We start from the raw sequence: 23,653 nt of genomic DNA, 5'->3' as shown, positions 1-23,653 counted from the left end.
TCTCTCCGCCATTTCGTGCCGTTTTCGGCATCGCTTGCAGCATGGGCTGCTAGTGCTCGATTGTATACACCTGTCCAGCATCAACCAGATCGGAAGGCTCGTCTATATCTTTCTCCAGCCCCGTGCTGAGGATCGTCTCCACGTTGAGGCCCAGCCTTTCCGCCTCTTCGCGGTGATGGGCCGCACTGTCGGTGCCGTAGCGGAAGCGAAAGCCTGCCGCCTCGGGCAAGGGTAGAGAGAGGGCGTTCGTACCCGTTCCATGCCTGTCTGGGGCGATGGCGATAGACCGATGCGGGGCCTCAGCCAGCAAATCCAGATCCAGCGGTGTGAGACAAGGCAAGTCTGCGGCGATCACGATCAGCCGGTCAGGTCGCTCCTGAGCGCATGCGATCTCGCCCAGCGCGTGTGCCAAGGCGTCGTTGAGCCCGTTGCCCGGATCGCCGATCAGCGGGATACCTCGATCCAGCCCATGCCGCGAAGGGCCAACGAGCACCGTGCGCGAGACCATCCTGGCCTCGTCGGCTGTGCTGACGACATGGCGCAACATCGCGTCGACCAGGGCGTCCCGCTCCGGCGCGGACAACTTGCCGGCAAGGCGCGACTTGCCCTGACCACTGCCCTTGATGGGGATCAGGGCCCAGATGGTGGGCGTTGCACTCATGGAATAGCGGGGGCTTCCGTGAGATTGGTGAAGCGGATGCCGGCGCCATCGGCCTTGTAGGTCTTGTTCATGTAGATGAGGATCGAGGTCAGCGCTTCGGCCGCAGCCGAGTTGCCCAGCGAGCCGCCGGAAAGCCCGCGCAGACCCATGCCGGGGCACAGGTCGACAACGGTTTTGCGAGCCTCGATGTCGTCGCTGAAGACCAGCACGTCGCAGTCGATGGCATGGTCGCTGTCGAGGTGGTGGGCCGAGACATTGTGGAACGCCGTCACCAGTTTAACGTCGGGTCCGAGGTGCGCGCGGGCCTGCATGGCGGCGCTGCCTTCGGAAGGAAGCTGCACGCGCATGACCTTGGGCGGCACCAGTGGCACGGTGGTATCGACAACCACGGCATCGCCGACCTTGTCCTTTATGAGAGCCAGCGTATCGCCCTGCGAGGAATGGGGAACGGTGACGATCACCACGTCCTTGCCGCTGGCGGCATCGGCATTGGCGGCATAGCCCGCAGCGCCGAGTTCCTCGGCCGTCACCTGGGCCTTTTCGGCCGAGCGCGAACCGATCGTCACGTCGTGACCGGCCTTTACGAGACGGCGTGCAATGCCCTTGCCCAGTGCGCCGGTTCCGCCGATGACCGCTATCGATGCCATTTGATCTTCTCTCCTGCGAATTCTTGTTCGTTACGGTTGTCGTTGGCAGTGCGGTCGACCTAGAGAAAGTCCCCACGAGGAGACTGGCGGCTTACCCGCCGAGAGAAGGGCCCTGAATGAACAGCATCCCTGCGATCACCGTGCGTCCGCTTGCCGGATTGCCCATGTTCGCCCCCGGAATGTCGATTGTGCAAGCGATTTGCAGCAAGCTGGCTGACGAAGGCGATGGCTTACGCGACGGCGATATCTGCGTGATTGCCCAGAAGATCGTCTCGAAGGTCGAGGGCAGGGCGGTCAGTCTGAGTGCAATCACGTCCGGCGAAGCGGCGCGCGACCTTGCCGGGCGGACCGAACGCGAACCCGCCATGGCGCAGGCGATCCTCGACGAAAGCGCCGAGATTATGCGGGCCACACCAGCGGCGATCATTGCCCGGCATCGCACCGGGCACGTGCTTGCCAATGCCGGGATCGATGCGTCGAATATCGAAGGCGGCGACGAAGAGAACGTCCTGCTCTGGCCTCGGGATCCGGATGCGTCGGCCCGAACCATCCGCGCCGAACTGCGCACAGTCAGCGGCGCCTGCATTGGCGTCGTCATTGCGGATTCGATGGGCCGGGCCTGGCGGATCGGGACAGTCGGCACGGCCATTGGTTGCGCCGGGCTGACGGTGCTCGAGGATCGACGCGGCAAGGGGGTGGACCTCTATGGACGCACCTTGCAGGCGACCGTGATCGCCGTGGCGGACTCGATTGCCGCCATGGGAGCACTGGCCATGGGCGAGGGTGCGGAAGGAACTCCGGTGGCATTGGTGCGGGGGGCCGAACGCTGGGTCAGCGATGAAGACGGTGCGGGCGCGGTGAGCGGACTTCGGCCGGTAGAACAGGATATGTTTCGATGAGTGGAAAGCACGTGCTGGCCCTTTCAGGCGGCGTTGGTGGGGCAAAGCTGGCAGCAGGTCTCGCGGCTGTTCTACCACCGGAGGACCTCACCATCGTCGTCAATACGGGCGACGATTTCGAGCACCTCGACCTGACGATCTGTCCGGACATCGACTCCGTGACCTATGCGCTGGCGGGGCTCAACGACACCGAGCGGGGCTGGGGGGTGAAGGACGAGACATGGCAGGCGATGGCCATGCTCAAGGCCTTGGGCGAGGCGGACTGGTTCAATCTCGGCGACCGCGATCTGGGCATGCATCTGGCCCGTTCCTGGCGCTTGCGTACGGGGGAAAGCCTGTCGGACGTGACCGCGCGGCTGACCCGCGCGCTCGGGATCGCGCATGCGATAGTTCCGATGAGCGATGCGCCTTTGCGCACGCAGGTGTGCACCAGTGAAGGCTGGTTGGACTTCCAGCGCTACTTCGTCGCCGAACAGTGCCGCCCGGTAGCGACGGGCATCCGGTTCGAGGGTGTGCCGGGCACGATGCCGTCGCCGGCATTCGCAGCGGCTCTGGCGCGCGAGGATCTCGCTGCAATTGTCGTCTGCCCCTCGAATCCTTACCTCAGCGTAGATCCGATCCTTTCCGTCGATGGCGTTCGCGAGGCGCTGGAAGCGCGCAAGGTGCCGCTCGTTGCGGTATCGCCGCTGGTAGGCGGCGCGGCCCTGAAGGGCCCGCTCGCCAAGCTGCTGGGAGAACTCGGACAGCCGGTATCGAACCGCGCGATTGCCGATCACTACGGCGATCTGCTCGATCACCTGATCATCGACGAGGCAGACGCGGCCGATGCCGAGGGGTTGCGTGCCAGCGGCCTTTCGGTCACGATAACGGAAACAGTCATGTGCGATGCCGAGGTTCGGGAGCGGCTTGCGCGCGTAGCACTGTCCGCAGCCCGTATCGAAACAGGATGACTATGGCTCGCGACGACGGCGCTTTGATTACACGACTCTTGTCCACACCGCTTGAAGACCTGCTTGCCGAAGCCCGCGCGCGTCGCGATGCGCGTCTCGGTCCCGGCACGCCCGCGCGAATGACCTATTCGCCCAAGGTCTTCATTCCGCTCACGCGGCTGTGCACCGATGTGTGCCACTACTGCACGTTCGCCACGACGCCCTCGCGGCTCGAAGCGCCGTACATGTCCGAGGAGGAAGTGCTGGAAGTGGCCCGCGCCGGTGCGACGGCAGGCTGCAAGGAAGCGCTGTTCACGCTCGGCGATGCGCCTGAGCGCCGCTACGACGCTGCGCGCGAATGGCTGGCCGATCATGGCTTTGCGCGCACCATCGATTACGTTCGCCACTGCGCCGAGCTGGTGCTGAAGGAAACCGGCCTGCTCCCGCATGTGAACGCTGGCATCCTCGAGGAAGAGGACTATCGCATGCTGCGCCCGGTTGCGGCGTCGGTGGGGCTGATGCTGGAAAGCACATCCGAGCGGCTGCTTGAAAAGGGCATGTGCCACCACGGTTCGCCGGACAAGGTCCCGGCGGTGCGTCTGGCCTCGCTGGCGGCGGCGGGCCGCGCCCGCGTACCGACGACCAGCGGCGTGCTGATCGGGATTGGCGAAACACCCGAGGAGCGCATCGAGGCGCTGCTGGCGCTGCGCGACCTGCATGAGGCCCATGGTCACTTGCAGGAAGTGATCGTCCAGAACTTCTGCCCCAAGCCCGGTACCAAGATGTCCGGCGCGGCGGAAGCGGGCGAGGCGGATTTCCTGCGCACTATCGCTGCCGCGCGCATCGTCCTGCCGGATGCCGTGTCGGTGCAGGCCCCGCCCAACCTCAACGACGAGCGGCTTGCCGAACTGATCGATGCCGGGATCGACGACTGGGGCGGAATTTCGCCCGTGACGCTCGACCATGTTAACCCCGAAGCGCCCTGGCCCGAAGTGGAACGGCTCGAAGCGATATGCGCCCATGCCGGCCTGCCGCTGGTCGAACGCCTGACGATCTACCCGCGCTATATCGGCGCTGCCGGCAGCGAATGGCTCGATCCGGTCATCCGCCCGGCCGTGCTAAAGCTTGCCGATGCCGAAGGGCTTGGTCGCGACAGCCACTGGAGTCCAGGTATGGCCGACGGCGCACCGGGGACCGTGCACAAGCCGCTGGGGCGCCGCTACGAGGGACCGGTCGCCTCTCGCATCCATCGCATTCTCGACCGCGCTGCCGATGGTGCATCGCTGAACGAAGACGAAATCGTCACGCTCTTTGCCACGCGCGGTGCTGCAGCGCAGGCGGTGGTGGAGGCTGCGGACACCTTGCGCGCCGAGGTCAGCGGCAATGACGTCACCTACGTCGTCAATCGCAACATCAACTACACCAACATCTGCACTCACGCCTGCTCGTTCTGCGCCTTCTCGAAGACCAGCATCAAGGCCGGTTTCCGCGACAAGCCATACAATCTCGATCTAGACGAGATCGCCGGCCGTGCTCGCGAGGCGGTGCAGCGTGGGGCTACGGAAGTTTGCCTGCAGGGCGGCATCCATCCCAGCTATACCGGTGAGACCTATCTTTCGATCCTGCGTGCAGTGAAGGAGGAATGCCCGGAGCTGCATGTCCACGCCTTCTCGCCGCTGGAAGTGAGCCAGGGCGCCCGCACGCTCGACATGCCGGTCTCCGACTACCTGGCAAAGCTGCGCGATGCCGGGCTGGGTTCGCTGCCCGGAACGGCGGCGGAGATCCTGTGCGACGATATCCGCGCCCAGATATGTCCGGACAAGCTGACGACGCAGGAATGGCTCGATGTCGTGGGCAGTGCCCACCGCGTCGGTCTTCCCACCACCTCGACGATCATGTTCGGTCACCTCGAAGGGATAGAGCATTGGGCCCGGCATCTGCTGGCGCTGCGCAACCTCCAGCTCGATACCGGTGGAATTACTGAATTCGTGCCCTTGCCGCTGGTCCACATGGAAGCGCCGTTCTACCGGCGCGGACAAAGCCGCAAGGGCCCGACCTGGCGTGAAGCGGTACTGATGCACGCGGTGGCGCGTCTGGCGCTCAACGGCGCGATCGATTCGATCCAGTGTTCGTGGGTCAAGCTCGGCATGGACGGTGCGGCTGCCGTGCTGGCTGCCGGTGCCAACGACCTTGGCGGTGTGCTGATGAACGAAAGCATCAGCCGTGCTGCAGGCGCTTCGCATGGGCAGGAAGTGGGCGTTGATGAACTGCGCAAGGCCGCCGAAAGCGTCGGGCGCAGATTAAAGCAGCGTACCACGCTTTATGGCGACGTGGCCGGATCGATGCTGACGGACGAGGTCGCCTGAGGTTCAGGCGGCGATCAGCCCCATGCCGATGCCGCGCACGGCGGCCGATGTGCGGTCGGTGACGTCCAGCTTGTCGTAAATGCGGCGCAGGTAAGTATCGACGGTGCCAACTGAAATTCCGAGAATATCGGCGATCACGCTGTTGCTCTTGCCGCGGGCTACCCAGTCGAGAACTTCGCGCTCGCGTCCGGACAGAGGGCGGTCATCGGCCTGATCGCCGGCCTTGAATTCGCAGATCCGCAAATGCGCGGCCTGTGCGGCAAGGTTCATCTCCCGCAACGCATCCGTATCGGTCAGAGCATGCTCAGTCATCCTGCCTATGCCGACATAGCCGTCGCGGCCATTAGGCCCGTAACAGGGCAAGGTGAAGCCATCCCCGATTTCAAGATCGCGCATCAATTGCAGAAACCCGCGTTCTTCCGGCGTAGCGTCCACGGACGCCCAGGCCTCGGTCCAGCGTACGGGAATGCCTAAAGCCATGGCCGTGCGCGGGACAATGTCGAGTCGCTGGAAATTGGCCGACAGATAGGCCTCCACCACTTCGCGACTCAGGCCGTGGTGAACCGGTTCCATCAGCGCGCGCGGGGCGTTGCCCCTGGAGCCGGGAGCTGCCGAAAAATAGAAGCAGGCGGCAAAACCCCGCACTTTGAAGTAGGCGGGCATCAGCTTGAGAAGTTCGGGTAAACTTTTGCTGCGCAGTATTTTGTCCATTATCGCGGGCATCAGGCCATCCCGCAAAATAGAGCGCGCCGGCAGATTCGCCGATTATGCCGGAGCGGTCGATTCTGTTCCGTTTTTTTGCTTGAAGGCAGCAAGATTTAGTCCCGCCTCTCCCTTTGAAGATGCGCAACTATACTCCAAAATTACGGTCCCGTAACGCAAGAATTAATCATTCGAATAGCGACCGCGAGATTGTCCAGTCAAATCGTTCCAGATCGACGCTGAAATGTGTCCCGTGGGTGCGTGACTCGTCTGCAATTGGTCGCCGCCCTATCTGCATCGGGTTGCATCGCAGCAGGCGTCGTCTCCTCCTCCCTCCGACGCTTGCCGAGCTCTCGGGTCGCACCAGGAGCTGTGCACGCACTAGACGGCTACAGTGCCTGAACGACCTGTCAGTCCTGCACCAGGGCTGACAGGTCAACAGCCGTTAAACGCCCCTTACATCGCGCGGATCTGCTGCCACATGGCTTCTGGCATCCAGGTATATTCGATATAGTGCCCGAAGACCTTGCGGGCATCGAGGTAAAGGAACTTGAGCCCGTTCGGGTCCTCACCGGTCAGATCGCGTTCCATGGCGACGGGGAATTCCTGTTCGTCGACGCGCGCGCGGAAATCTTCCCAGTCGTCGATGCGGAAGCAGATATGGTGGAAGCGCAGCGGGCCGCCATTCGACAGGCAGTTGGCATATATGCCCACTTCGTCGATTTCGTTCTCGATCAGCTCGTACTGAAGATCGCCGATCCAGATGAAGCAGATGCGGCCCTTCTGGCGCTTCGGGCCTTCGGGCGTCTGCACGGTCTGGTCGACCGGAATGATGATCGGTTCCTTGGTCATTCCGCGCCCGCGGAACAGCGCGATTCCGGCTTCGAGATCGTCGCAGATATAGGCGTTCTGGTAATGCATGCCTTCGAGCATGAGTTCTCTCCCTGGCGCCTTGAGTGGCCGTCATTCCCGCGTGGACGGGGATCCCGCTTCGTTTCGACGCCGAGGAGAAGCGGGGCCCCGTCTGCGCGGGGGCGACGCGGATGGGTGTAGCTCAGCCTTCGCGCGCGACGTCGTAGCGCGAGAGGTAGCGTTCGAAGAGCGGCTCCAGATCGGCCTTGCTGAGGCCGTACTGGTCCAGCTTGTATTCGTGCTTGCCGAACTTGTTCTGCGGGTTGTCATCCACCCACTTCTGGATGCCGGCCTCGGCTTCGCTGGTCCATTCGTCGCCCAGCTTGGCGTAAAGCTTCTTCGTCTCGCCTACCGGGTCCTCGACGAGGTCGGCGTAGTGCACGTCGATGATCTTGTCCTCGCCGAACTTGTCACGGAAATCCATGATGCGGTTGGCGTGTTCGGCGGCCTGCCAGGGGTAGTCTTCCTTGAGCCACTCGGTGTCGATCTTGCCCATGTGCGCCATGTGGCTGAGCGAGATGATCGAGCACAGCGAGCCGGTCGCAGTGAAGGGATCGCGGTGCGTCCAGACCACGCGGGCGTCGGGATAGACCTTGAAGATCGTTTCCAGCCACAGGGCGTGGCTCGGCTTCTTCACGTTCCAGACGCCGCCTGCGTTCTGCTGCAGCACCTGCAGGAACTTCTTGTGGTACTCGTAGGCGCTGGTCATGTCGCACGAGAAGATGAAATCCTTGTAAAGCGGCAGCTTGCCCTTGGACTCGATCATCAGCGTCTTGAAGTCGTGCGCCATGAAGAACACGCATTCGTTGGGGTAGATGGCCGAACCGCGATAGTACTTGCCCATCTCCGGATTGGCTTCGAGCATCGCCTTTTCCTGCGCGAGACGGCCCTGCGCGCGGGGATCGTTGATCAGCATGTCGGTCGAGGAGACTGGCGGCACCGGATCGTCGATTTCCCAGGTCAGCGGCGAGCGACGGGCCGGGTCGGCGGCGAGCAGGTTCGACATCAGCGTGGTGCCGGTGCGCGGCACGCCCATGACGAAGACGGGCTTCTCGACCGGGCGATCCAGAAGTTCCGGATTTTCAGCAAGATACTTCGAAACCTTCAGGCGTCCGCGCAAGTAGTGCAGCGTGTCGTTTCGCGCGCGACCAGCGCCGCCCTCGCTCATCCAGCCCTTTTCGATGCCTTCGTTGAAGGACTGGATGAAGACGTCGAGGCCTTCGCGGTAGGTGTCGTTGTCGAAGGCATCGATGCCTGTTTCCTTCATCGCCTGTTCGATGAGGGCGTCGGCGACCAGTAGCTCGGTCATGGGTTTCCTATCCTCTGTCCCGTTGGGTTGTGCTGACGGGCTGCAATGCACAGCGCCGTGTTGGGGCAGAGATAACGCCTGCGGACAGTACATTGGCAATGCACCTGTCCCGATAATTCCAGCCGGACTATCGAATTCAGGTCAATTCCCGGCAGTAGCGAGCGGTGCATCCAGCACTCGCACCTGCCTTTGTCGGAACGTGCTGGGGCTGGTACCCACGGCGCGGCGAAAAGCGAAGGTGAAGCTCGACGGAGACGCGAAGCCCATGGCGAAGGCGATGGATTTCACGCTCTCGCCCTCCATCAACAGCCGCTTGGCGGCTTCCATCCGGCGCTGCTCCATGTAGTCGCCGATCGAGCAAGCGCGGCTGACGCGAAACCCACGGGTCAATTGCCGCACCGACAGCGAGCAGAGATCGGCCAGTTCCTGCAACGAGGGGGGGGCAAGGCTTTCATCGAGCCGCTCGTCGATCAGCCGCAAGCGCCATCCGGCAAGGCCGCCGGTCACCGGGCGCTCAGCCACTTCGTAGCAATAGCGGCCGAGTTCGATGGCCAGTTCCGCACCGAGCAGTTCGAGCATCTTGGTGGCGGCGAGGCCTGGGTGTCGAATTTCGGCCGTGATCCGGAAGAGCAGGGCGCGCACTTGTGCGCTCGAGATGTCGAGCGTCGCGGCGAGGTGCTGGTCGTCCCATTCGAGATCTCGTCCGACGACATCATGAAGCAGTGCCGCCTCCAGCGTGCAGATCAGCGAGGCTTGCCGCCCGGTCCCGCCTTTCACGTAGAGTTCTTCGCCCGGCGGCAGCAGGAAGATGTCGCCGAGGCGCTCGAAACGATGCGGACCCCAGCGCTTGGGATAGCCGGCGCGCGATTCGAGCGGGCGCGGGGTGAGGCACATGTTAATGTGGTACCCCTCGGCCATCTGGTGCAGGGTCGCGGTGGGCTCCGGAATGCCGAAACGTACGATCTGCGCGACAATGCCGGGTGCGCGCAGTTCGGAATCGACTTCCATGGTCGGTAGCAGCGCCTGGCTTTCAGGCATCGATGCACTCCACGTCGCGGGCCGTTTGCCACTGGCCGGAAATATGTCCCTGATGGGATGATTGGGCTGGATTTCTATAGTCGCTGCCCTTGATAGGCAAGCCGTGCCCGCCGAAACCTTAGGCCATAACCGCGCCACCGGTGGCGCATGTTTCGGGATCGAGGAGATACGACGATGGCCAAGGGCCTTTTCGACTGCACGGGCAAGGTAACGGTAGTGACCGGCGGCAACGGCGGCATCGGCTTCGGCTTTGCCATGGGCACGGCCAAGATGGGCGGCGACATCGCCATCTGGGCGCGGAACGCGGAAAAAAGCGCCAAGGCCAAGGCCGAGCTGGAAGCCGCGGGTGCGGGCAAGGTGATCGCTTATCAGGTCGACGTTTCCGAGGAAGAGAACATCGCCGAAGGCTACAACAAGGTGATGGAAGACTTCGGCCGGGTCGACTGCGTCTTCGCCAACTCGGGCGCATCGCCGCGCTACAATTCGGTCTTCGATATGCCGACCGAGCATTGGTACGATTTCCAGAAGACCGCGCTGCACGGTGCTTTCTTCACTCTGCGCGAAGGCGCGAGGCTGATGAAGGAACGCGCGGAAGCCGGCGACAAGGGTGGTAGCCTCGTGGCTTGCGGTTCGCTCTCGCTGTTCCAGGGCCTCCCGGGCAAGATGGAATATGCGGCATCGAAGTGCGCTGTGGCCGCCACGATCCGCTGCCTTGCCGTCGAGCTCGCGCCGCTCGGCATTCGCGCCAACGTCGTCGCGCCGGGCCTGATCATCACCCCGATGATGGGTGAGGGCGCCCGCGCTGAAGGTGTGGCGGCGCACTTCGCGCCGACCATTCCGATGCAGCGATGCGGCCGTCCCGAGGACTTCGAGGGCATCGGCGCCTACCTGTGCTCTGACGCCAGCTCGTTCATGACCGGTGAGACGGTCACGATCGACGGCGGCTACATGGTCCGCCCGTAATCGCAACATAATCGGGGGGCGAGGAGAGAAGCGATGGAACTGCTCAAGATTCACGGTGTCGGCGATGTCCGGCTCGATTCCTACCAGCGTCCGGCGGCGGGACCGAAGGACGTTGTCGTCAAGATGAAGTCGGTCGGTATCTGCGGATCGGACCTGTCCTACATCAAGATGGGCGGCATTCCGCCAGGCGCCGAGACCGCGCTGGGCCATGAGGGCGCCGGTGAGGTCATGGAAGTCGGAGCAGAGGTCGAGGGCATTTCCGTCGGTTCTCCTGTCATCGTCAATCCGATGATGACGCCGAGCAACATTGGCTCGGGCGGCCCGGAAGGGGCCTTCACGCAGGAACTGCTGGTGCGCGAAGCCCGTCTGGGCGATTCCATTCTGCCTATCCCCGAAGGCATTTCCTACGACGTCGCCGCCATGTGCGAGCCGCTGGCCGTGGCCATGCACGGCGTCAATCGTGCCGAAGTAAAGCCCGGTGACAAGGTGGTGGTCTTCGGCTGCGGTCCGATCGGGCTTGGCATGCTGCTGTGGCTGATCGATCGCGGGATCACCGATGTCGTCGCGCTTGACCTCTCGGAAGAGCGTCTCGAACGCGCCCGTGCGCTTGGCGTGCAGGCCGCGCTCGATCCGACCAAGGTGGACTTGCGCGCCGAACTGGCGAAGCTGCACGGCGAAGTGCCGAGCTACGGCCGCGTCGGTGTCGGCACCGATGCCTACATCGACGCGGCGGGTGCGCCGAATATCCTCACCGACGTGATCATGATGGCCAAGTTCCATGCGCGCATGGTCATCACCGCCGCCTACATGAAGCCGCTCGAATTCCCGGTCGGCCGCATGCTGACGAGCGAAATGACGATCACCACGGCCGTCGGCTATCCCACCGAAATGCCCGAGGTGATTGCGGCCATGCCGCGCCTCAAGGACAAGATTGCGGCGATGATCAGCCACAAGCTCCCGTTCAAGGATGTGATGAAGGGCCTCGAAATCGCGGCAACGCCTTCGTCGGCCAAGGTCATGATCGAGATGGAGGACTGACCATGGCGGAAACCAAGGAAGCGCCGGCGAACGGCGACGGTCCAAAGCTGGCCGGCCTCGTGCGCTCGGGCGACGAGCAGACCGACGCCATCGCCGTCACCGACTTCATCTTCCAGGCCAACGACATCTCGAACGCCTACCTCGTGACCACGAGCGAAGGCGACGTGATGATCAACACCGGCTTCATGGATAATGCCGAGCGTACCAGGCGCCTGCTGGCGCCGCATCGCACCGGCCCGCTGGCCTTCATCGTGCTGACGCAGAGCCATGCCGACCACTATGGCGGCCTGCCCGAGTTCCTCGAGGAAGGCACGCAGGTCATCGGCGGTCCCGGATTCGACGAGGCCGTGGGAGACATGATGGGGCTGCAGCCCTTCTTCGGGCCGCGAAGCGGGAAGCTCTGGGGATCGACGCTCAAGCGCGGCGGCACGCCCAAGCCGCCGCCGGACGTGAAGCCCGACATCCTCGTCGATCGCAAGCTGACGCTGGATCTGGGCGGACGAACCTTCGAGATTATCTCGACGCCGGAAGGCGAGACGATCGACGCGCTTACCGTATGGATGCCGAAGGAAAAGATCGCCTTCACCGGCAACGTCTTCGGCCCGGTCTGGCTGTCGATGCCCTTCCTCAACACCCTGCGCGGCGACAAGCCCCGCCTGGTGCGGAACTATCTCAAGTCGCTCGAAACGATCCGCGATCTTGGCGCCGAGATCGTCATCACCGGCCACGGCGATGCCATCGTCGGCAAGGATCGCATCAAGGCCGATCTCGACAAGCTGCACGCAGCGGTCAGCTACGTTCGCGATTACACGTTCGAGGGGATGAACGCGGGCAAGGACGTCCACACGTTGATGCGAGAGTTCGCCTGGCCCGAGGGGCTGGAAATCGGCGAGTTCCACGGCAAGGCAAGCTGGGCGGTTAAGTCGATCTGGCGCGAATATGCCGGCTGGCTGCACTACGAGGACGGTACCACCGCACTCTACGGCGTTCCGCGTTCGAGCGTGGACGCCGATCTGGCTGAGTTGGCAGGCGGGGCTGAAAAGCTCGCTGAAAGGGCGCAAGCCAAGCTCGACGCAGGCAAGCCACTCGAAGCGATCCATCTCGTCGATGTCGCGCTGGGGGCCGAACCCGGCAATGTTCCCGCACTCAAGGTGCGTAAGGCCGCGAACGAGGTACTGCTGAAGGAATGCGGCGGCAAGAATCTTAGCGAAACCATGTGGTTGCGCTCGGAAATCGCTGAATGTGAAAAGCTGCTGGGGGAAGGGGCCTGAGGGCTCCTTTTTCCTATACTTTTACACGTAAGTAGAGGTCTCCGCGCACTCATCGCTTGCAAGGTCTCGGCTCTCACCTATTCTTAACCCTTTCCGGCCAGATACTCGTAAGGAATTGGTATCGAATTGGTCAGACCGAGTGCGACACACAGGCAGGCTCGTACCGCACGAAGATATTGCGCAGGGGGACCAGAACTTTCTGCGCAATGAGCGGTCATTTACGCGCAAGGTCGCGCTCCGGATGGTCGCTTTTGCGTTCTGTGCAGCGGCTATTGTAGCCATATTCTCGTTCTATTCTGCCGAACGAGAGGCCCAGCGCGCTCTTCTCGTCGAGTGGCGAACCCAGATCGAACAGCGTGGCCGATACGAAAGCCAACGGTTTCTACGTGCCGAAGCGTTGACGGATCGCTTCACGCGCCGCTTCCTGGACAGCTACACCGACCCCAACGTCTTTCCCTCACCGGATTTCGAGGCTTATTACCAGCACATGCTCGATGGCACCGTGCGGCTGCGTTCGAAATACTATTCAGGCTATCGGGATCGCAATGGGCTGACGCACAGTGGCGTCTCGGGGTTCGTCGCGCGCAACCGGCCGGAGCTTACTCCCGAACTGAAACGGCGTTTGGTCATCACCTATCAAACGGTCGCCGAATTCGGGCCGGCGGCATCGGGCGAATTCATGAACGTCCACGCCAGCCTGCCCGAAAACGCCTTGATCATAAACTGGCCCGGACAACCTTGGGGGCTCGATGCCGACAGCGATCTGGACATGACCGCGCTTTCGGTCATAGGCGCCACGCTGCCTTCGCAAAACCCGCAGAGGAAACCGATCTGGACCGGCCTCTATTTCGACGCCACGGCGTCCAAATGGGCCATAACCTTTCAACGGCCGGTGGATTGGAAAGGGCGGCACCTCATCAACCCCAGCGTGGATGTGGGCCTAACGGAACTGATCGGTGATGTGGTCGATGATCGACCGGACGGGATCTACGACCTCATTCTCTCGCATGACGGTAAGCTGATTGCCCACCCTGCCGGTCTGGATGATCGGAACAAGAAGGCAGGGCAGATCAGCGTCGAGCAATTCGGCAACCCCGCCGTCACCAGTATTTATCGCCAGCTGGCCAATGCCGAACAACGCGCTGATGGTGTCGGCAGGGTGACCTACGCCCCGGAACTGGACGCCTATGTCGCCAGTGTCGGTCTGGAAGGTCCGAAGTGGTGGCTGGTGACGGTCTATCCCAAGTCAGTCGTCCAGGCCCGCGCGCTGCGCTCCGCCGGCCTTGCGCTCGTTCTCATCGCCGCACTGTTCGGAGCTTTCATCCTCACGGTGGTACTGGTTCTGCGTGCCAGCGTCTCGAAGCCGATCCGCCAGATGACCGAAGCATCCCACCGCCTTGCCGACGGCGACTACACGGCGGTTGCCAATGGCAGCGTGCCGATCCCGACCAAGCGGAATGACGAGATCGGGATGCTGGCACGTTCCTTCCAGTTCATGGCAGGGCAGGTGGACAGTATCATGAACCGCCTGGAACATCTCGTCACCGAGAGGACCATCGAACTCGAACTCGCGAACCAGCAATTGGCCGAACGCAGCCTGCGAGACGGATTGACCGGCGCGTTCAATCGCCGGGCCTTCGATCAGGATCTGGAAAAGGCATTGGACGCCGTCGAAAAGAACGGCGTCACCGTTTCTCTTGCCTTGTTCGACGTCGACTTCTTCAAGGCTTACAATGATCACTATGGCCATGTCGCGGGAGACAAGGCGTTGGAGCGGATCGTTGCCTGTATCGGCGATTCTCTGCCTGGTGCTAAGGTCTATCGCTACGGTGGCGAAGAGATTGCGGCGATCATTCCGTGTCGAGCCGGGCGCGAGGCCGCAGAGAAGGTCCGGCAGGCTGTGCGCGATGTCGAAGGCCTTGCGATTGCGCATGCCGAGAGCGCGTTCGGTCGATTGACCGCCAGTGCCGGGGCGATGTTGCTCGACGATGCCTCGCGAAGCCGTTCGGAAGTGTTGGAGCGTGTCGATCAGGCCTTGTACGCAGCCAAGGAAGCCGGCCGCAATCGCAGCGTCTGGTCTGAGAAATGACTTGAACTTTCGGTCTGCTGAACCGGCTGAGGAGGCCTAGGCCATAACCGCCACGCTATCGCTCACCAGTCGAACCAGTTCTGCCTGTCCGCGTACGCCAAGCTTGGCATAGAGGCGCTTCGAGTAATTGCGCGCGGTCTCCAGCGTCAGGCCCATGTGTTCGGCCGCTTCTGCGATCGACTGTCCCTCGTTGAGCGCAACAGCAAGCTCTGCTTCGCGCCTCGGCAGATCGAACAGGCGGGCCAGGCGATCAACGCTCTCTGACGTGCGCGTGTTGGGCAGGCGGCAGAGCACCAGCATCGAGCGTCGCGGCATATCTGTCGTGGCGGAAAGCAGCGCCTCGAGGCGGGGGTGTTCGTTAAGCAGGAGAGGGCGGGGCGGCCCCGGTTCGTCGCTGGTAAAATCAATGGCGGCGGCCAAGAGATCTCGTTCGATCTGGACGCCAAGATCACGCAGGCGTTCGCCGATCCGAGGGTGGTAGCCCAGCGTTTTCTCCAACCAGGTCTCAAGCCGTGGATCGATCGACAGAAGTCGCGCCTCACGGTCCATGACCATCCACGCCGTGGCCGAGCGCGCTAGCCCCTGAACGCTTACACTTGCGCGTACACGGTGCCGTTCCAGTTCGACATGGGCGCGCAGGGCCTCTTCAACATAAGGCGCGAGGTTGGAGAGCAGAGCGCTGTCTGCCGCTGTGCAGGGCTTTGCGCGTGCCATCACGAGCCACGCGCTGACATCCTCGATATCGGGCAATCGCACGACCCGCTCGTCCGCTATGCCGAGCTGTTTCATTCGCTGGGCGCGGTCGGCGCGATAGACCGGATCGTGGTCGAAGAACTCGGAAATCGCATAGACGCGGCCCGGTCGGAGCGCGTCGTAATGGAAGCGGTCGAGGGCATGGATATCGAGTGAATCGGCGTTTAGCGCGCGTGCTCGCAAGTCGATTCCGGCGTGAAAAGTGCTCACTTCGGCGTGCGGTCCGGAGCCCACGCGCTGGATCAGAGCAACATATTCCGCGTCGGTGCGACGCCTAACTCTTTCAAGAAACGTTGAAAATGCTGATTTCTCCGACAATCCGCGGAAGAGGGGGAGCAGCAAATCCGTTTCGTCTCGACTGGTTAGCGCCATTGCCCTCCCATATGGGAGGTTTTTGTAAAAGTCATCCCTGCAAGAAGATTCGCAACCCGCAAAGGGGCCAACCCAACAAAGGGAAGCTCGATGAAAACCCTGACGCACCTAGAGAGGCTGGAAGCTGAAAGCATCCACATTATCCGGGAAGTCGTTGCCGAAGCCGAACGGCCGGTGATGCTCTACTCGGTCGGCAAGGACAGCGCCGTTATGCTGCACCTCGCCCGCAAGGCATTCTATCCTTCGCCGCCGCCGTTTCCGCTGCTCCACGTTGATACGACGTGGAAGTTCAAGGCGATGTACGAACTGCGCGACAAGATGGCCGAGATGTCGGGCATGGATCTGCTCGTCTATCACAACCCGGAAGCGCAGGAGAAAGGCATCAATCCTTTCGAGCACGGCTCGCTGCACACCGACATGTGGAAGACCGAGGGTCTGAAGCAGGCGCTCGACAAGTACGGGTTCGACGCTGCGTTCGGCGGTGCCCGCCGCGACGAGGAAAAGAGCCGCGCCAAGGAGCGCATCTTTTCGTTCCGCACGCAGTCGCATGGCTGGGATCCGAAGAATCAACGTCCTGAGCTGTGGAACATCTACAACGCGAAGAAGGCCAAGGGCGAATCGATCCGCGTCTTCCCGATCTCGAACTGGACCGAGCTCGACGTGTGGCAGTACATCCACCTCAACGACATTCCGATCGTGCCGCTATATTTTTCGGACAAGCGCCCGACCTTCGAATGGGAAGGCGGCCTTTTCATGGCCGACGACATGGATCGGATCGAGAAGATCCTGGGCTACCGTCCCGAGACGAAAGAACGTTCCATCCGCTTCCGCACGCTCGGCTGCTTCCCGCTGACGGGTGCTGTTGAGAGCGAAGCCAAGACGCTTCCCGAAGTGATCCAGGAAACGCTGCTGACCACGACGTCAGAGCGGCAGGGCCGTGTGATCGACAAGGACGCCGGCGGTGCCGGCATGGAAGTCAAAAAGCAGCAGGGGTACTTCTGATGGCCGATACCGACATCAAGACCGAGAATGACGGCGAACCGAAGTACGTCGTCGACAGCCTCATCGCCGAGGATATCGACGAGTACCTGAAGCAGCACGAACACAAAACGATGCTGCGCTTCATCACCTGTGGCAGCGTCGACGACGGCAAGTCCACGCTGATCGGCCGTCTGCTCTACGATTCGAAGATGATCTTCGAAGATCAGCTCGACGCGCTGAGCGCCGATTCCAAGAAGGTCGGCACGCAGGGCCAGGAAATCGACTTCGCGCTGCTGGTCGATGGCCTCGCCGCCGAACGCGAGCAGGGCATCACCATCGATGTGGCCTATCGCTTCTTCAACACCGAGAAGCGCAAGTTCATCGTCGCCGACTGTCCGGGCCATGAGCAGTACACCCGCAACATGGTGACCGGCGCGTCGAGCGCCGACCTCGCAGTGATCCTGATCGACGCGCGCAAGGGCGTGCTCGTCCAGACTCGCCGTCACAGCTACATCTGCCACCTGCTGGGTGTGAAGAACATCGTCCTGGCCGTGAACAAGATGGATCTTGTCGACTACAAGCAGGAAGTCTTCGACAAGATCGTTGCCGACTATACCGAGTTCGCCAATTCGATCGGGATCGAGAGCTTCGCCGCGATGCCGATTTCCGGCTTCAAAGGCGACAACATCACCACGCCTTCGGACAACACGCCTTGGTACAAGGGTCCGACGCTGGTCGATCATCTCGAAACGGTGGAAGTGCTCAGTTCGGCCGATGCCGAAAAGCCGTTCCGCATGCCAGTGCAGTGGGTGAACCGTCCGAACCTCGACTTCCGCGGGTTCTCCGGCCTGGTTGCGACGGGCGAAGTAAAGCCGGGCGACCAGATCCGCGTTCTGCCCTCGGGCAAGACCAGCACCGTCAGCAAGATCGTCACGTTCGACGGCGAATTGGAACAGGCCGTGGCCGGCCAGTCGGTGACCGTCTGTTTCGAGGACGAAATCGACTGTTCGCGTGGTTCCGTCATTTCGGTGGCCGACAATCCGCCGCAGACCGCCGACCAGTTCGAAGCGACTATCGTGTGGATGGCCGACGATGCCATGGTGGCTGGTCGTGCGTACTGGCTCAAGCTCGGCACCCAGATGGTGTCGGCGACGGTCCAGGAACCGAAGTACGAAGTCAACGTCAACACCATGGAGCATCTCGCGGCCAAGACGCTGGAACTGAACTCCATCGGCGTGGCCGAGATTTCGACTGACAAGCAGGTCGTGTTCGAGCCTTATGGCGAGAACCGCGCGCTTGGCGGGTTCATCCTGATCGACAAGATGACCAACGCCACGGTCGCGGCCGGCATGCTGAACTTCAGCCTTCGCCGTTCGCAGAACGTCCACTGGCAGGCGCTCGACATCGGTCGCAAGCAGCACGCCGCGCTCAAGAACCAGGCGCCGGCGGTCCTGTGGTTCACGGGCCTGTCGGGTTCGGGCAAGTCGACCATCGCCAATCTCGTCGAGAAGAAGCTGCACCGGATGAACCGGCACACCTTCCTGCTCGATGGCGACAACGTGCGGCACGGTCTCAACAAGGACCTGGGCTTCACCGAGAGCGACCGCATCGAGAACATCCGCCGCGTCGGCGAAGTCTCGAAGCTGATGACCGATGCGGGCCTGATCGTGATCACCGCCTTTATCTCGCCGTTCCAGGCGGATCGCGAGATGGTGCGTTCGATGCTGCCCGAAGGCGAGTTCTTCGAGGTGTTCATCGACACGCCGCTGAAGGTCGCCGAATCGCGCGATGTGAAGGGCCTCTACAAAAAGGCGCGTGCGGGTGAACTGAAGAACTTCACCGGCATCGATAGCCCCTACGAGGCACCACGCAGCCCCGAGATCCGCATCGACACGACCAAGCTGTCGCCGGAAGAAGCCGCGACCCTCATCGTCGACACCCTGCTGGGAGACGCCTGATGAGCATGTCGGACGGTGATCTCGCAGCGCATCTCGCGGACCAGGCAGGCAAGATCCTGCTTCAGGTCCGCGCCTCGGGCATGTTCGAGGGAAAGTCGCTCGGCAAGGCCGGGGACCAGACCGCGAACCAGTTCCTCGTTCACGCGCTGCGTCAGCAGCGCGCCGAGGACGGCCTTCTTTCCGAAGAAGAGAAGGATAATGCGGACCGCCTCGAGAAGGAGCGCGTCTGGATCGTCGATCCGGTCGACGGCACCCGCGAATATGGCGAGGAACGCACCGACTGGGCGGTCCACGTTGGCATGGCTGTGAACGGTGCGCCTGACCTTGGCGCCGTGGCACTCCCGGGTCTCGATGTGGTGCTGCGTTCTGACCAGCCGGGCGAGATCCCGGCTGCGCCGGAAAAGCTGCGCATGGTCGTCAGCCGCACCCGCCCTGCCAAGGAAGCCACCGGCGTTTGCGAAGCGATCGGCGGCGAACTGGTGCCGATGGGGTCGGCCGGGGCCAAGGCCATGGCGATCCTGCGTGGCGAAGCGGACATCTACCTCCACTCAGGCGGTCAGTACGAGTGGGACAGCATGGCGCCCGCGGCCGTGGCGTTGGGGTGGGGGCTCCATGCCTCGCGCATCGACGGCAGTCCGCTCGTCTATAACCAGCAGGACGTCTACATGCCCGACCTGCTGATTTGCCGGAAAGAGCACGCGGACATGGTGCTCGAGAAAGTCAGGGCCTTTCTCTGAGTGCTGCGGATGACCGGTGCCGGGGGCACCGGTCATCCGCCCGCCTCCGCAATTCGGGTGTCGGTCCTCTGCTCCGGGGTAGAAGAGGGGGCCGGCGCCCATTTTGATTCCTAGCGTGCCGCAGCGGCGTGCGGGGGGGCATCGTCCATCAGCACGACGGAACGGGATGCGGAGGCGAAATATTCCAGCATGGCATCGTAACCACGCGCGCTGAGCTTGACGTAGACCCTTCTGGCATCACCGGGATCCGCTTCGCGTACCAGCAGTTCCTGCCGTTCCAGAACAGCGATCCAGCGTAGCGCCGTTGTGGAGGGAACAGCTGCACCGATGCACGCACTCGTGACCGAAACGCGGCGGCGCATCTTGGCCGCAATGAACAGGTCGAGCAGAATATCCCAAGCCGGTTCGCCGAACAGATCTTCGGACTTGAAGATCTTCGTGCGCCGGCGGCGATCATCGTAGGTCTGCCGCGCGAGCTCGCACCACATCGGGTGGTCCTTCGTTACTGCGGACCGACCTCCGCCGGCAATGCCAACTTCGTTCAGACTGGGTAGAGCAGGTGTTGTCTCACCAATTTCCAGCTCGCGCGCCATGGCCAGAAGTTCATTGGCAATACCGATAAGGCGGACAGCCTTTGCCCGATTCTTCAATGACTGGTCCGCATTATCCATCAAGTGGGCTCACCAGTGTCAGGCTGCAAAATTCTCGAAAAGACAATCTTGCAGAAATTACTAGATCGCGGGACAGGGAGAGCAGAGAGTACCTGAAGATTGAGAAATCAGGTCAATACTTGTTTGCCCCATTGCCGCCAACACCAGAAATACTGACATTCCTTGAGTAAGGCGTCTTGGCAAGCTTACTCCGTATCGGAGATTGTTCTCGGGATATCGAATGTCCGGCAAAGGCTGTCGATGGCGGCATCAAGATGCGCTGCAGAGACGAGCGCACCGATTTCTTCCATCGTCCGAAGTCTTCCCTCAAGGTCTTTAGCCAACGATTTCGCAATCGCGATCTTGTCCACTTATGTTCTCCGTAAGGCGCGTCCGGAAACGCACCCGGCTCTTTTCGAGCCCGTTCTTGCGACCCTTGAATCGGCTTCTCGAAGCCGTCCAATATGTCCACTCCGGAGCAATTATCCGTGTTGCTCCCGGTAATGGTGCCAGCCGCCTAAACGATCAGAAGGAAACTGAAATCGATTTATTCGAACTGTCCAAATTGTGAACAAATTGCAAGCGAACAATAGCTGGGAGAACATTGCAAAGTGATTTCACGCTGTTACCGCGTATTACGGCTAGCAATATCACCTAAGTAAAGATGCTTATCTACTTCGCGGCGTTGAGGCGTTGCACGTGCTCCGGTGCAAGCTCCAAACAGGCGGCGGCTGCAAGATCGGCAACCTGGGCCGGGGTCGTGGCGCTTGCCAGCGGGGCGGCAATGCCCGGTTGGCTGTTGAGCCACGCCAGCGCGACGTGCGTGCAGGCCACACCAAGCTCATCTGACACCTCGCGCAGAACCTTCAGGACGTCCCAGCCGCCGTTCGCGACAGCCTGATCGAGAGAAAAGGCGCGGCTCGAATCCGCCCAGTCTTCCGCCTTGCGGTACTTCCCGGTGAGGAAGCCTGAAGCGAGGCCGTAATAGGGCAGGACGGCTATCTCTCGCTGAACGCAGAGTTCCTGCAACGCGCCTTCATAGTCCTGCCGGTCGACAAGGTTGTAGAGCGGCTGCATCACCGTGAACCCGCACGCCTTCATGCTGGCGGCCAGGTCGGTAACTTCGCCGAGCCGCTCGGTCGTATAGTTGGAGGCCCCAAGCTCTCGCGCCTTGCCCGAACGGAAGGCTTCGTCATAGGCGCTCACGACTTCTTCCAGCGGCGTCGTTCGGTCATCGCGGTGGGCGTAGTAGAGGTCGACGTAATCGGTGCGCAGGCGTTCGAGCGAGCCTTCCAGCGCGGCGGCGACAGCCTCAGGCTTGAGTGCGCCCGGAGGGCCGCCTTGACCGGTCTTGGTGCCTATCCGCATGTCCGCGCGCACGCCGCGGCTCTCGAGCCATTCGCCGATCAGCGCTTCGGATTCGCCGCCCTTGTTTCCCGGCACCCAGTTCGAATAGCCTTCGGCGGTGTCAATCATGCGCCCGCCTGCCTCGTAGAAGGCATCGAGCACGGCAAAACTGCCATCCCTGTCGATCGTCCAGCCGAAAACGTTGCCGCCCAGCACGAGCGGAATGCCAGCAAGGGCTGGATGATCTCCAGAAATGTCAGCCATCAAATCTCTCTCTCAGTTCCAGCAGGGCAATAGCGGCCTTGGCCGCTTCGCCGCCTTTGTCCTTCTGCCCGGGATCGGCGCGCACGAGCGCCTGGGCTTCGTTCTCTACGGTAAGGATGCCATTGCCGATGGCAATGCCGTCCATGGTCAGCGCCATGATCCCGCGGGCACTTTCCCCTGCCACGATCTCGAAGTGATAGGTCTCGCCGCGAATGACGACGCCGATGGCGACATAGCCTTCGTACTGGCCCGAGGCATCGGCAAGCGAGATCGCGCCGGGGATTTCCAGTGCGCCGGGCACGGTGATGACGTCGACCGTGTGGCCGGCTGCGATCAGGGCCGCCTTGGCCCCGGAGATCAGCATGTCGTTGAGGTGGTCGTAGAACCGGGCTTCGACGATCAGGAAACGGGCCATGTCAGTTTTCTCCCTTGGCCTCGGCGGCCGTGATGCGGCGTTCGCCGACGATGTTCAGGCCATAGCCTTCCAGCGCCACCAGCGAATGGTGAGTGTTGGTAAGGAGGATCATGTCATGAATGCCTAGCTCGGCGAGGATCTGGGCGCCGACACCATAGTCGCGCAGTTCCTCCAGGTCCGGATTTTCTCCGGCCCGGACTTTCTGCTTGATGTCTATGGCGCGGGACATCAGGCGGTTCATCGGGCGGTTTATCACGACGATAGCGCCCGTTCCTTCCTCCGCAATGATCTCCATCGAGCGCTGCAGCAGATCAGAGCGGTCGTTCTGCTGTTCGCCGAGAATGTCGGAAAAGATCGATAGTGTGTGCATCCGCACGAGTGTGGGCTTCGCCGGATCGACGCGGCCCTTGATGATCGCGATCGTTTCGTCGCCGGTCGCCTTGTTGAAATAGGTGCGGGCAGTCCACTGGCCGCCGTATCGGCTTTCGAAGGTAAGTTCGGCCCTCTTTTCCACCATGCGGTCGTGTTTGCGGCGGTAGGCAATGAGGTCGCGGATCGTGCCGATCTTCAGGTCGTGCATGCGCGCGAAGCTGATCAGGTCGTCCATCCGGGCCATGGTGCCGTCGTCCCGCATGATCTCACAGATCACGCCGGAGGGATTAAGGCCGGCGAGCCGTGATATGTCGACGGCCGCCTCGGTATGCCCGGCCCGGACGAGCACGCCACCATCGCGGGCGCGCAGGGGGAAGACGTGGCCAGGGGTGACGATGTCTGCCTTCGACTTGCTGCCATCAATGGCCACAGAGATGGTTCGCGCCCGGTCCCCGGCCGAGATGCCGGTGGTGACACCTTCACGGGCCTCAATCGAGACGGTGAAGGCGGTTTCGTGCCGGGTGCCGTTGTGCTGGCTCATCAGGTCGAGGCCGAGCTGGTCCACCCGTTCACTGGTCAGTGTGAGACAGATCAGGCCGCGTCCATGCGTCGCCATGAAGTTTACGGCGGCGGGAGTCGCCATCTGCGCCGGAATGACGAGATCCCCCTCGTTTTCGCGGTCCTCGTCGTCGACAAGGATGAACATCCGGCCATTGCGGGCCTCGTCGATGATTTCCTCGATCGGGACGAGCACTTCGCGGTCGTCGTTCGAGAACAGCACGCGCTCCAGCTTGCCGAGCGTTTCGGCGGTCGGGTTCCAGTCGGTATCGGTGCAGTCGCGCAAGGTGTTGGCGTGCAGGCCTGCAGCGCGGGCGAGGCCGGCTTTGCTCATGCCGCCCTCGGATACGAGCTGGCGGACTTTTTCGATCACATTTCTGGACATAGGAATGACTCGCTCACATCAAGATGTGATCCCCATA

General features: G+C 62.2%; 22 protein-coding genes. 10 read left to right on the top strand and 12 right to left on the bottom strand.

Features of this window, described 5'->3' with window-relative positions; genetic code table 11:
• Positions 1-49: 49 nt before the first annotated feature.
• Both cofC and npdG read right to left on the bottom strand, forming a co-directional pair.
• Positions 50-661, bottom strand: a complete 612-nt coding sequence (gene cofC / locus IEX64_RS04885) for a 2-phospho-L-lactate guanylyltransferase (RefSeq protein WP_188818572.1) — start codon at positions 659-661, stop codon at positions 50-52.
• Complete coding sequence (gene npdG, locus IEX64_RS04880) at positions 658-1,308, bottom strand: NADPH-dependent F420 reductase (protein WP_188818571.1); 651 nt, start codon at positions 1,306-1,308, stop codon at positions 658-660. The genes cofC and npdG overlap by 4 nt, the downstream gene beginning before the upstream one ends.
• 116 nt (positions 1,309-1,424) lie before the next feature.
• Between npdG and cofE the strand changes: the two genes are divergently transcribed.
• From cofE to cofH, 3 genes are read left to right on the top strand one after another with little or no spacing between them, the layout of a single operon-like run.
• Positions 1,425-2,207 (top strand): coenzyme F420-0:L-glutamate ligase, encoded by a 783-nt coding sequence (gene cofE, locus IEX64_RS04875; RefSeq protein ID WP_188818570.1) that lies wholly within the window; start codon positions 1,425-1,427, stop codon positions 2,205-2,207.
• Positions 2,204-3,157: a 2-phospho-L-lactate transferase gene (cofD, locus tag IEX64_RS04870; RefSeq protein WP_188818569.1), complete on the top strand. Its 954-nt coding sequence runs from the start codon at positions 2,204-2,206 to the stop codon at positions 3,155-3,157. The genes cofE and cofD overlap by 4 nt, the downstream gene beginning before the upstream one ends.
• Positions 3,158-3,159: 2 nt before the next feature.
• The gene (gene cofH, locus IEX64_RS04865; protein ID WP_188818568.1) at positions 3,160-5,502 is read left to right on the top strand and encodes a 5-amino-6-(D-ribitylamino)uracil--L-tyrosine 4-hydroxyphenyl transferase CofH; all 2,343 of its coding nucleotides are present in this window, start codon (positions 3,160-3,162) and stop codon (positions 5,500-5,502) included.
• A gap of 3 nt (positions 5,503-5,505) precedes the next feature.
• Here the strand turns inward: cofH and IEX64_RS04860 are convergent, their stop codons facing one another.
• From IEX64_RS04860 to IEX64_RS04845, 4 genes are all read right to left on the bottom strand, one after another.
• Positions 5,506-6,225, bottom strand: coding sequence for a helix-turn-helix transcriptional regulator (locus IEX64_RS04860; RefSeq protein WP_188818567.1), 720 nt, complete (start codon positions 6,223-6,225; stop codon positions 5,506-5,508).
• 435 nt (positions 6,226-6,660) lie between these two features.
• Positions 6,661-7,137, bottom strand: a complete 477-nt coding sequence (locus IEX64_RS04855) for a VOC family protein (protein ID WP_188818566.1) — start codon at positions 7,135-7,137, stop codon at positions 6,661-6,663.
• A gap of 121 nt (positions 7,138-7,258) precedes the next feature.
• Positions 7,259-8,425, bottom strand: a complete 1,167-nt coding sequence (locus IEX64_RS04850) for a sulfotransferase family protein (protein ID WP_188818565.1) — start codon at positions 8,423-8,425, stop codon at positions 7,259-7,261.
• A gap of 141 nt (positions 8,426-8,566) precedes the next feature.
• Complete coding sequence (locus tag IEX64_RS04845; RefSeq protein ID WP_188818564.1) at positions 8,567-9,463, bottom strand: helix-turn-helix transcriptional regulator; 897 nt, start codon at positions 9,461-9,463, stop codon at positions 8,567-8,569.
• 174 nt (positions 9,464-9,637) lie between these two features.
• Here IEX64_RS04845 and IEX64_RS04840 point away from each other — a divergent pair, with 174 nt between their 5' ends.
• The 4 genes from IEX64_RS04840 (at position 9,638) to IEX64_RS04825 (ending at position 14,824) form a co-directional block, all read left to right on the top strand.
• Entirely contained in the window at positions 9,638-10,426 is a 789-nt protein-coding gene (locus tag IEX64_RS04840; RefSeq protein ID WP_188818563.1) for an SDR family NAD(P)-dependent oxidoreductase, read from the top strand.
• A 33-nt stretch (positions 10,427-10,459) separates the two neighbouring features.
• Complete coding sequence (locus IEX64_RS04835) at positions 10,460-11,464, top strand: zinc-dependent alcohol dehydrogenase (protein ID WP_188818562.1); 1,005 nt, start codon at positions 10,460-10,462, stop codon at positions 11,462-11,464.
• Positions 11,465-11,466: 2 nt separating this feature from the next.
• Positions 11,467-12,735 (top strand): MBL fold metallo-hydrolase, encoded by a 1,269-nt coding sequence (locus tag IEX64_RS04830; RefSeq protein ID WP_188818561.1) that lies wholly within the window; start codon positions 11,467-11,469, stop codon positions 12,733-12,735.
• A 241-nt stretch (positions 12,736-12,976) separates the two neighbouring features.
• On the top strand, positions 12,977-14,824 hold the full coding sequence (locus IEX64_RS04825; protein WP_188818560.1) for a GGDEF domain-containing protein: 1,848 nt from the start codon (positions 12,977-12,979) through the stop codon (positions 14,822-14,824).
• 36 nt (positions 14,825-14,860) lie between these two features.
• Here IEX64_RS04825 and IEX64_RS04820 read toward each other — a convergent pair whose 3' ends face one another.
• Positions 14,861-15,787, bottom strand: a complete 927-nt coding sequence (locus tag IEX64_RS04820) for a helix-turn-helix transcriptional regulator (protein ID WP_229710076.1) — start codon at positions 15,785-15,787, stop codon at positions 14,861-14,863.
• 195 nt (positions 15,788-15,982) lie between these two features.
• Between IEX64_RS04820 and cysD the strand changes: the two genes are divergently transcribed.
• Genes cysD through IEX64_RS04805 form a run of 3 tightly spaced genes read left to right on the top strand, consistent with a single transcriptional unit; the run spans position 15,983 to position 19,625 of the window.
• The gene (gene cysD / locus IEX64_RS04815; protein WP_268238440.1) at positions 15,983-16,951 is read left to right on the top strand and encodes a sulfate adenylyltransferase subunit CysD; all 969 of its coding nucleotides are present in this window, start codon (positions 15,983-15,985) and stop codon (positions 16,949-16,951) included.
• A complete protein-coding gene (gene cysN / locus IEX64_RS04810) occupies positions 16,951-18,888 on the top strand; it encodes a sulfate adenylyltransferase subunit CysN (protein ID WP_188818557.1) in 1,938 nt (645 codons plus the stop codon). The genes cysD and cysN overlap by 1 nt, the downstream gene beginning before the upstream one ends.
• A complete protein-coding gene (locus IEX64_RS04805; protein ID WP_188818556.1) occupies positions 18,888-19,625 on the top strand; it encodes a 3'(2'),5'-bisphosphate nucleotidase CysQ in 738 nt (245 codons plus the stop codon). The genes cysN and IEX64_RS04805 overlap by 1 nt, the downstream gene beginning before the upstream one ends.
• 110 nt (positions 19,626-19,735) lie before the next feature.
• Here the strand turns inward: IEX64_RS04805 and IEX64_RS04800 are convergent, their stop codons facing one another.
• From IEX64_RS04800 to ribB, 5 genes are all read right to left on the bottom strand, one after another.
• Positions 19,736-20,296: a MarR family transcriptional regulator gene (locus tag IEX64_RS04800; RefSeq protein ID WP_188818555.1), complete on the bottom strand. Its 561-nt coding sequence runs from the start codon at positions 20,294-20,296 to the stop codon at positions 19,736-19,738.
• A 185-nt stretch (positions 20,297-20,481) separates the two neighbouring features.
• Entirely contained in the window at positions 20,482-20,646 is a 165-nt protein-coding gene (locus tag IEX64_RS04795) for a hypothetical protein (RefSeq protein ID WP_188818554.1), read from the bottom strand.
• Positions 20,647-20,947: 301 nt separating this feature from the next.
• On the bottom strand, positions 20,948-21,886 hold the full coding sequence (locus tag IEX64_RS04790) for an aldo/keto reductase (protein ID WP_188818553.1): 939 nt from the start codon (positions 21,884-21,886) through the stop codon (positions 20,948-20,950).
• Positions 21,879-22,301: a 6,7-dimethyl-8-ribityllumazine synthase gene (gene ribH / locus IEX64_RS04785; RefSeq protein ID WP_188818552.1), complete on the bottom strand. Its 423-nt coding sequence runs from the start codon at positions 22,299-22,301 to the stop codon at positions 21,879-21,881. Before ribH ends, IEX64_RS04790 begins: the two co-directional genes overlap by 8 nt.
• A gap of 1 nt (position 22,302) precedes the next feature.
• Positions 22,303-23,616, bottom strand: coding sequence for a 3,4-dihydroxy-2-butanone-4-phosphate synthase (ribB, locus tag IEX64_RS04780; RefSeq protein WP_188818551.1), 1,314 nt, complete (start codon positions 23,614-23,616; stop codon positions 22,303-22,305).
• Between the last annotated feature and the right edge of the window lie 37 nt (positions 23,617-23,653).

The organism is Novosphingobium indicum (genome assembly GCF_014645195.1).
Classification (GTDB): Bacteria; Pseudomonadota; Alphaproteobacteria; order Sphingomonadales; family Sphingomonadaceae; genus Novosphingobium; species Novosphingobium indicum.
This window is presented reverse-complemented; position numbering and strand designations above follow the sequence as displayed.

Coding starts and splice junctions, on each gene's coding strand:
- cofC (WP_188818572.1), bottom strand. CDS start 661: ATGAGTGCAACGCCCACCATCTGGGCCCTGATCCCCATCAAGGGCAGT.
- npdG (WP_188818571.1), bottom strand. CDS start 1,308: ATGGCATCGATAGCGGTCATCGGCGGAACCGGCGCACTGGGCAAGGGC.
- cofE (WP_188818570.1), top strand. CDS start 1,425: ATGAACAGCATCCCTGCGATCACCGTGCGTCCGCTTGCCGGATTGCCC.
- cofD (WP_188818569.1), top strand. CDS start 2,204: ATGAGTGGAAAGCACGTGCTGGCCCTTTCAGGCGGCGTTGGTGGGGCA.
- cofH (WP_188818568.1), top strand. CDS start 3,160: ATGGCTCGCGACGACGGCGCTTTGATTACACGACTCTTGTCCACACCG.
- IEX64_RS04860 (WP_188818567.1), bottom strand. CDS start 6,225: ATGCCCGCGATAATGGACAAAATACTGCGCAGCAAAAGTTTACCCGAA.
- IEX64_RS04855 (WP_188818566.1), bottom strand. CDS start 7,137: ATGCTCGAAGGCATGCATTACCAGAACGCCTATATCTGCGACGATCTC.
- IEX64_RS04850 (WP_188818565.1), bottom strand. CDS start 8,425: ATGACCGAGCTACTGGTCGCCGACGCCCTCATCGAACAGGCGATGAAG.
- IEX64_RS04845 (WP_188818564.1), bottom strand. CDS start 9,463: ATGCCTGAAAGCCAGGCGCTGCTACCGACCATGGAAGTCGATTCCGAA.
- IEX64_RS04840 (WP_188818563.1), top strand. CDS start 9,638: ATGGCCAAGGGCCTTTTCGACTGCACGGGCAAGGTAACGGTAGTGACC.
- IEX64_RS04835 (WP_188818562.1), top strand. CDS start 10,460: ATGGAACTGCTCAAGATTCACGGTGTCGGCGATGTCCGGCTCGATTCC.
- IEX64_RS04830 (WP_188818561.1), top strand. CDS start 11,467: ATGGCGGAAACCAAGGAAGCGCCGGCGAACGGCGACGGTCCAAAGCTG.
- IEX64_RS04825 (WP_188818560.1), top strand. CDS start 12,977: ATGGTCGCTTTTGCGTTCTGTGCAGCGGCTATTGTAGCCATATTCTCG.
- cysN (WP_188818557.1), top strand. CDS start 16,951: ATGGCCGATACCGACATCAAGACCGAGAATGACGGCGAACCGAAGTAC.
- IEX64_RS04805 (WP_188818556.1), top strand. CDS start 18,888: ATGAGCATGTCGGACGGTGATCTCGCAGCGCATCTCGCGGACCAGGCA.
- IEX64_RS04800 (WP_188818555.1), bottom strand. CDS start 20,296: ATGGATAATGCGGACCAGTCATTGAAGAATCGGGCAAAGGCTGTCCGC.
- IEX64_RS04790 (WP_188818553.1), bottom strand. CDS start 21,886: ATGGCTGACATTTCTGGAGATCATCCAGCCCTTGCTGGCATTCCGCTC.
- ribH (WP_188818552.1), bottom strand. CDS start 22,301: ATGGCCCGTTTCCTGATCGTCGAAGCCCGGTTCTACGACCACCTCAAC.
- ribB (WP_188818551.1), bottom strand. CDS start 23,616: ATGTCCAGAAATGTGATCGAAAAAGTCCGCCAGCTCGTATCCGAGGGC.